This window comes from Methylobacterium sp. WSM2598, assembly GCF_000379105.1.
Lineage (GTDB): Bacteria > Pseudomonadota > Alphaproteobacteria > Rhizobiales > Beijerinckiaceae > Methylobacterium.
Map to the genome: position 1 here is coordinate 1 of NZ_KB900613.1, position 7,274 is coordinate 7,274.

Here is a 7,274-nt window from a genome sequence, read left to right on the forward strand (position 1 = left end):
GCTCGCGGCCCTGAAGGCGGCCGGGTGCGACCCGATCCGGTCCGAGAAGGTCACGGGCACGACGACGACCGGGCGCGCCGAACTGGCGACCGTCCTCGACTTCATCGGGGAGGGCGACACCCTGGTGGTCACCCGGATCGACCGGCTCGCGCGCTCGATCGGCGACCTCCAGGACATCGTGCGGGCCCTGAAGGCCAAGGGCGCCACCCTGAAGGCGACCGAGCAGCCGATCGACACCGGCACCGCGGCTGGCAAGGCGTTCCTCGACATGCTGGGCGTGTTCGCCGAGTTCGAGACGAACCTGCGCAAGGAGCGTCAGATGGAGGGGATCGCCAAGGCCAAGGCCGAGGGGGTCTACAAGGGCCGCCTGCCCTCGATCGACGCGGACAAGGTGCGGATGCTGAGGGCGGAAGGGCTTGGTCCGGCCGAGATCGCCCGGCGCCTCGGCATCTCGCGGACGTCCGTCTACCGGCAGCTCACGTGATCCGGCGTGATCCGGGGCGCGCCGCGCCGAGCCCGTAGGTCCCCCGCCAACAGCCGATGCGTCTCGGGCCGGTGTTCAAGCCCTCGCCGCGGAACGAGGGCTTAGGATCGCCGCGATGCTCACGAAGGGCATGACGTGGTCCCAGATCCAGGCGGCAGCCGGGTGCAGTCGGGCCCACATCACCAAGATCGCCAAGAGCGCCACGGCTATCGGGCCGAGCGGCTTATGAATGCGCGCGCTCGTAGCCCAGCGCTTCAGCCAGGGCGATCCGGGCGCGATTGACGCGGCTCTTCGCCGTGCCGACACGGCAGCCCATCAGGCGCGCCGCGGTCTCGTAGGACAGCCCCTGGATGGCGATGAGCAGCAGGGCTTCGCGCTGCGACGCGGGCAGCTTGTCGAGCTGCTCCCAGGTCTCCTTCAGCTCGATCCCACTTTCCTGCTCCGCCAGAGCAACGAGCTTCTGGGCGGCGACGCCGTCAGCATCTTCGATCTCGCGGCGCCGCTTGCGGCACGTCGTGTAGAACTGGTTGCGCAGGATCGTGAACAGCCACGCGCTAAGGTTCGTGCCCGCCTGGAAGCGGTATTGGTGCTGCCACGCGCGCAGCAGCGTCTCCTGCACGAGGTCGTCGGCCTGAGTGGTGTTGAGCGTGAGGGTCAGAGCGAAGTGCCGCAGAGCGGGCACCTGGGCCAGGAGGTCGTTGCTGAACGAGGACCTCGTTGCCGCCACTTTAGCCAGCACGTCCTCGAGCCGGGCGACCAAGTCGAGCAGCGCTTGAGGCTGTTGCTCGCTCATAACCCCGGCGTAGCAGGCGCGCAACTCCTTACCGAGATGATCACGCAGGAACGGCGGCAAATCGGGAGGACTAGGCGAAGCATTGTCCGCTTCGCTGAAGAGATAGAACGACATGCGCCTTCTCTTGGAATGAGAAATACACTCTCATATTCAAGTATGCGGCTACTGCCCAGGTTCCGCGCACCTCTGGGGATAGCTGGCTTATGGTATGCAGAAGACTACGTAGGGGGCCCGATCGGCCGCCCTGGGCGTGACCGAGACTGCTCGCAGCGGGCGCTATTCCGCCGCTCCCGCCCTGATCGTCAGTGCATGCAGCGCCAGTTCTCCCGCGGCTGCGCGGTCCAGTGCACTCACAAGCCGAGGAGGTTACCCGGCCGAGGCATGCCGCTTCGCTGTGACCAGATCAGCTTGCCCGTTCCGTCCAGCAGCATGATGACCCCGTCAGACTGATTGAACAGCTCGCAAGCCCGCGCCATGGCGGCTGCGAATGCCTCCTCTTTGGTGGCGACGCCCAGATCCTCATGATCGGTCACAACACCGGCACCGTCCGGCCGCGGCCACAGTAGCCAGAGCTGGAAGTGCGATGTGGGCGGGCTACAGGACATGTCGCCAGCGTGCTCACAGTGACACACCGGGGGCAATTACCTGTGCTGAGTTTGTCGCACCGACCGGGGTAGATCCACAGCTTACTGCAACTCCCGTGCGGGGTTGTGATAGGCTTGGCCATTAGTAATCAGAGGTACTTAGGCCCCTACTTAGGGTGTGCTGAGCCTAGATACCGATGCCCGCCCAAGGCAGGCCGAACGTGCCCTAGGCCGTCGATCCGAGTTGCCAAATCACCTGACGCCGGATACCACTTGCTGCAACAAGCATAAGAGGCAGAGATGATTGCAGACACGATAGCAATCGTCGGCCTTATTGGCACGGCGAGCGCAAGCCTTGCTATAATAATGCTTCTCCTGCATAAGAAGAGCAGCAGCGCATCTGTGTTTTAACCAAAGCTCAAGGTGCTTCGGTCGGAGCGCTTACCGCCGCGTTCGTCTCCTTTCCTCACCGCGTGTCGCAGCAGCGTGGCTCAAGTGACCTCCGTCAGCCGGACCAACCGCCGCGCGCCGCCACCGGCCGACGTCGCTCCGCCGGGGCTGCTGCTCGACGACGTGCCCCAGCAACTGCTTCTGCGGTTCGCCGGCCTGAGCGCTCGCGCCCGGCAGCAGTGTGAGGACGAGCTGGCGCGTCGCCTCGACCACGCCGCTCTCCTGGCGGTTGCGGCATGGCTGCGGGCGCAGCACGGGCCGATCCCGCTCCGCTCACTCCCGGTTCGCCCATGCCCGCTGGAAGCGCTCCAGGGCGGCGGAGAGGCTCCGATCCCCCTCGCCAGCTAGGGCAGGACGCGGCGGGGCCGGAGGAGCCGCCTGCGGGGCTGCGAGGCGCCGTCCCGGCAGCGTCAGGACGGTTGCCGCCGGCCGCTCTGCCCTAGGAGAAGAACTCCCTCTATCCGAGGGGCGCGCATTTCTGCACCCTCCCCCCCGGCCACGACGGCGCAGCCACGCGGACCACTCGCGCGAGAGGACGGTCAGGCGGTTCGGCAGGTTCCGGTCCCCGCGCCGGGGCCGCTCCTCGATCCTCACCAAGCCGTCCAGCTCGGCCAGTCGGATCGCGTCCTGCGCCAGCCGGTGCGAGACGCCGGCCCGCGCCGCGATCTCGCCGATCGTCAGCACGCACGCGCCCGACACCGCGATCTCGTCACCCACGATCCCGAGCACCGCGAGCTGCCCGGTCGTGTAGCGGCAGGCGAGGCCGGGGGGCATCGGCCCGGAGGCCGCGATCGTCCGGCGGCGCTCCAGGCTCGCGAGGCGGTCCGGCGACCGGCAGCGACGCTTGGGCGGGAAGAGGCTGCGCACCCGGCCGAGCGGCACGACGTTGCCCCTGCGGCCCTCCCGGGGCATCCGGGCGCGGATCGCGGCGTCTGCCTGCTCGTACTCGGCCTCGGTGATGCGGCCTTCCGCGTAGAGGCGGGCGACGTCCCTCAGCTCCTGGTCATGACTCATCGGTCCCGGTCCTTGTCAGGACCGCGGCAGGGCGAACGGCAAAGCGTGCCCGCGTCCGGAACTAGCGGTTCCAGATTGACTCTCGGCAGGTTGTCGGGGAGGATCCAGGTGTGAGCTTGATCCGGCCCCTCGCGGGCTTCAGACCCCTGCCGTTACCAGCGGCGGGGGTCTTGCTTTTCAGGGTCGTACTGCGGCGGCGGTATCTCCTGGGCGACTCGGGGGAGCCCGAGGCGCGTTAACTGGTCAGCAGACCCGAACAGTCGCGCTTCGTCAAACCGCGCTGCCGGCCAGGGCCGCATCCCGGCAGGACTATATCGCGAAATTCCATTGACGCTACAGGGTGTTAGCCCTGATCTGGCCGCGCCAACTCGGGATTGAACACCCCGGCGCTCTCGACCCGCCAGACACCGCGAGATGCGCCGACCAGCAGCCACGTCGCCGTCACGGCTGAATCCCCTTATTGTCACAGGACGAAACCGTCACGGCAGGGGGCAGATCCCCCTACTGCCACCCGGTCTTCACGGGCTTGCCGATGACGTGGTCGATCCCCTCGATGATGAGCGAGTGCACGGAGCGGCCGCGGTCGTCGGCGAGCCGCACCAGGGCCGCGTACCGGGCCTCGTCGAGGTAGACGGTCTGCCGGTTCGCGACCTCGCGGCGGCCGCGGGGCCGCCCGCGCCGGGGCTTGTCAGCCTCGGCGACGGTGACCGACCCGGCGTCTTCCGCGAGAACCACGGGTGGGGCGGGTGGCAGCTCGGGCGCGGGCGACGGCGCGGCCTCGACCTCTTCCGGGACCGCCGTGACGGCAGCCGCCGCCTTCAGGGCGAGCGTCTGGGCGAGGGTCGTGCGCTTGCTCATGCCATCACTCCGAGGCGCGTCAGGATCGCGTCGGTGAGCGCCGCGAACTCCACGGCCGAGGGACTGTCGGTGGGGACCGCCTCGCCCGTCGCGAGGCTGTCGGCGACCGCGGCGCGGTAGGTGATCGGCGGCGCCACCGGCTCGGTCAGGGCGGCGAGCGTCGCGACCGCGTCCCGGCCGGCGCTGGTGCGCTTGTCGATGCGGGAGGGCACTACGAGGATGTCGGGACCGACCGCCTTCGTCTCGCGGCGGTGCTGACGGATCACGCGGACGGTCTCGGCCGCGCCCCTGATGTCCAGGACCGTCGAACCGGACGGCACGCAGACGAGGTCGGCCACCGCCAGGGTCGCGCCGTAGGCGGCGCCCATCGAGCCAGGGGCGTCGATCACGACGAACTCGGCGGTGTTGCCCCGGACCGTCTTCGCCCACGCGGCGGCCCCGTTGCCGTCCTCCAGCAGGTGCGACGTGACCGAGAAGGCGAGCCGCCCGTCCTCGGCGATCGCCGCGGCGTGCCCGGCCGGGTCGGCGTCGAGGAGCGCCACGGTGTGCCCTCGACGGACCAGCTCGGCCGCGAGGTTGACGGCGGTGGTCGTCTTCCCGACCCCGCCCTTGGACTGCACCAGTCCGATGATCTTCCCCATGCCGTCACATCTCCGTCCCGGGACGATCATGGGACGAAAACCTTGCAGGACCGTGACCATACCGAGGGGGGGCAGCAGCGTTGGCGTCCCCTTCGTGTCACGTTTCTTTCCCGTGATAAAAGCTGTGTGGCACCGTGCTGATGATGGTGCACCCGGAACGCTGGCGGCCTGCTCCTCGGGCGTCTCGCCCTTGAGCGGAAGGGCGCGAGCTGCGGCGGCGACCCCGCTCTCGGGGCGGCCCCCCTGGGGTTTCTGAACATTTTGTTCAGAAACTCCCTCCTCGCGCCGCTTCCTCTCGCCCTCCTCGTAGAGGTGGATCCACTCGGCCGTCTGCCGCGCGCGCTCAATCACGTCGAGGTCGGCGCGATCCAGGTTTTCCGCAATCTCCCACATGCGGGCGGTGCGGTCGTCCCAGACTACAGCCGACACCTCGCGCGCCCGTAGTAAATGCAAAAAGCTTTTGTATTTACAAACATCTACAGATGGATAGCATATCTCCGTCCAATAGGAGATAAACATGACGACAACAGACGTCGACCTGCTCGCCGTGCGGGATGAGATCCTACGTCTTGGTGCGGAATTTGAACGGCGATGGAACGCCGGCACCCCGGGCATGGACACGATCTTCCATCAGCAGCAGGGGCAGGTCGCGGCGATGGCCGCGTTACCGGCGTTGTCGCCCGAGGGCGTGCGCGCGAAGGCGGCGGCCCTGGTCCGAGCGAGCTGGCGGGTAAACGAAGACCCCTGCCTCGCCCTCCTCCGGTCGCTCCTGGCCGACCTTGGCATCGCCGTGAGCGAACAGGACCTGCGCGTCGCAGATGATGCCGGCAACGTCATCCGAGTGGACTTCGCCCGGGAGCGCCGCGGAGCAGCGGCCGAATAGCTGAGGATGATTGCGGATTTGCAACATCTAGTATGCTTTGGCCAAAAGTAACGAGAGGGGCTTTACAACGCCTAAAGCGGCGGGAGAGCGTCGCCCGAGAGCGCAGGACGGCTCGGGCCTCTAGGCATCACGTTGCGAGGAACCCTGGTTACGTTCGGCGAAAGGCACAACCGATCGAGGTGCGACATGAATGCCGACATTGAGAAGATCCTGGCGGCCCCAACGGTAGACGCCAAGACCGCCGGGGCCCTGCTCGGGATGGGCGAGAGCGCCACCTACAAAGCCTTGCAGCGCGGAGACATCCCCGCGATCAGGATCGGCTCGGTCTATCGCGTGCCAAGCGCGACGCTCCGGCGGATGCTCGACCTCGCGCCGTCCAAGGCCGCCTGACGCTCGACCGCGGAGCTGATCGCCTGCGGGCGTGATGCTCGCCGCGCCCCGCCAGTACGGGCGGCCCGGCACCAAGATTACCGTTCACCTTGCCACCAGCGGAACCGGCTGCGGCGAGAACGGTCCCGGCCGTCTCCGGCCGACTAAACCCATTCCTCAAAGAGAAAGGCTCCCGGACTGCCCCCGAGAGCCTTTCGATAACGGACCTGAACTATGAACCGCCGCGAATGTGGATCCTGGCAGCCGCCCAGTCAAGCGGCTTCTTCTTGTTTGTCTTTAACGGACATCGCTCGCGCCCTCGGCGGCAAGGTGATGGGCCAGTGTGTCCGCGCGCCGGGGCCCGGTCATAGCCGGACCGACAACAGCTTGGTGGTGTGGCTCGACGTGGGCGCCCCGGACGGGTTTCGCGTCCACAGCCACGCGGACGATCCGTTCGACGCGTGCCGCGAGCACGTCCGCGCCCGCCTTGGCCTTCCTGAGTGGCGGCCGGGAGCGTGGCAAGCCGGGCGCCGGCAGGTGAGTGCGCCGCTCACGCACACGAAGCCCCCGGCCGACAACCTCAAGCGCGCGCTCGGTGTGTGGCGCAACGGCCTTCCGGTCGCCGGCACGACCGCGGAGGTCTACCTCGCACGCCGGGGCATCAAGCACTTGGTGCCCGAGAGCTGCGGCGCCTTGCGCTGGCATCCGAACTGCCCGTTTGCCGGCGAGACGACGGGCGCTCTCGTTGCGCTCGCCACCGACATCCGGACGAACGCGCCGACTGCCATCCACCGCACCGCTCTCGCGGGGGACGCTACCAAAGCGCTTGTCTCCGGGCACAGCCGCATGGCGCTCGGCCCGATCGGCGGCGGGGCGATCAAGCTCACGCCGGATGAGGAGGTCACGACCTGTCTCGGCATCGGCGAGGGTATAGAAACGGTTCTCGCCATGCGTGGTCTGCCCGAGTTCGGCTTGTCGCCCGTGTGGTCGCTCATCGCGGCGAGCGGCGTCGCCGGCTTCCCGGTCCTGCCTGGGATCGAATGTCTCTGGATCGCGGTCGACCATGACCCGGCTGGCATTGCCGCCGCGGAGACGTGCGCGACCCGCTGGAAGGCAGCGGGCCGCGAGGTGTTCCTGGTCCAGACCGAGACCGCTCGCACCGACCTCAACGACCTACTCACCCAGGGGCGGTGTCATG

9 protein-coding genes are annotated in these 7,274 nt (G+C 68.0%); 4 read left to right on the forward strand and 5 right to left on the reverse strand.

Going from position 1 to position 7,274, the window contains the following annotated elements; translation table 11 throughout:
• Positions 1-484 (forward strand): recombinase family protein (locus tag MET2598_RS0135635; RefSeq protein ID WP_018264114.1); only part of this gene is annotated, 484 nt, incomplete at its 5' end.
• Positions 485-707: 223 nt separating this feature from the next.
• On the opposite strand, the gene MET2598_RS0135645 is transcribed toward MET2598_RS0135635, so the two are convergent.
• The 5 genes from MET2598_RS0135645 to MET2598_RS0135675 form a co-directional block, all read right to left on the reverse strand.
• Entirely contained in the window at positions 708-1,391 is a 684-nt protein-coding gene (locus MET2598_RS0135645) for a sigma-70 family RNA polymerase sigma factor (RefSeq protein WP_020493692.1), read from the reverse strand.
• A 236-nt stretch (positions 1,392-1,627) separates the two neighbouring features.
• Positions 1,628-1,810 carry a hypothetical protein gene (locus MET2598_RS0135650; RefSeq protein ID WP_236728950.1) on the reverse strand — a complete coding sequence of 61 codons (183 nt, stop codon included), beginning with the start codon at positions 1,808-1,810 and terminating at the stop codon, positions 1,628-1,630.
• A gap of 774 nt (positions 1,811-2,584) precedes the next feature.
• Positions 2,585-3,325: a hypothetical protein gene (locus MET2598_RS0135660; protein WP_018264119.1), complete on the reverse strand. Its 741-nt coding sequence runs from the start codon at positions 3,323-3,325 to the stop codon at positions 2,585-2,587.
• A 501-nt stretch (positions 3,326-3,826) separates the two neighbouring features.
• Complete coding sequence (locus tag MET2598_RS0135670) at positions 3,827-4,183, reverse strand: hypothetical protein (RefSeq protein WP_018264121.1); 357 nt, start codon at positions 4,181-4,183, stop codon at positions 3,827-3,829.
• Entirely contained in the window at positions 4,180-4,824 is a 645-nt protein-coding gene (locus MET2598_RS0135675) for a ParA family protein (protein WP_018264122.1), read from the reverse strand. The genes MET2598_RS0135670 and MET2598_RS0135675 overlap by 4 nt, the downstream gene beginning before the upstream one ends.
• A 517-nt stretch (positions 4,825-5,341) precedes the next feature.
• On the opposite strand from MET2598_RS0135675, the gene MET2598_RS0135680 reads away from it, so the two are divergent.
• From MET2598_RS0135680 to MET2598_RS42495, 3 genes are all read left to right on the forward strand, one after another.
• Complete coding sequence (locus tag MET2598_RS0135680; RefSeq protein ID WP_018264123.1) at positions 5,342-5,707, forward strand: hypothetical protein; 366 nt, start codon at positions 5,342-5,344, stop codon at positions 5,705-5,707.
• A gap of 186 nt (positions 5,708-5,893) precedes the next feature.
• Positions 5,894-6,097 (forward strand): helix-turn-helix domain-containing protein, encoded by a 204-nt coding sequence (locus tag MET2598_RS0135685; RefSeq protein WP_018264124.1) that lies wholly within the window; start codon positions 5,894-5,896, stop codon positions 6,095-6,097.
• 213 nt (positions 6,098-6,310) lie between these two features.
• On the forward strand, positions 6,311-7,274 hold a 964-nt coding region (locus tag MET2598_RS42495), incomplete at its 3' end, for a DUF7146 domain-containing protein (protein ID WP_084674107.1).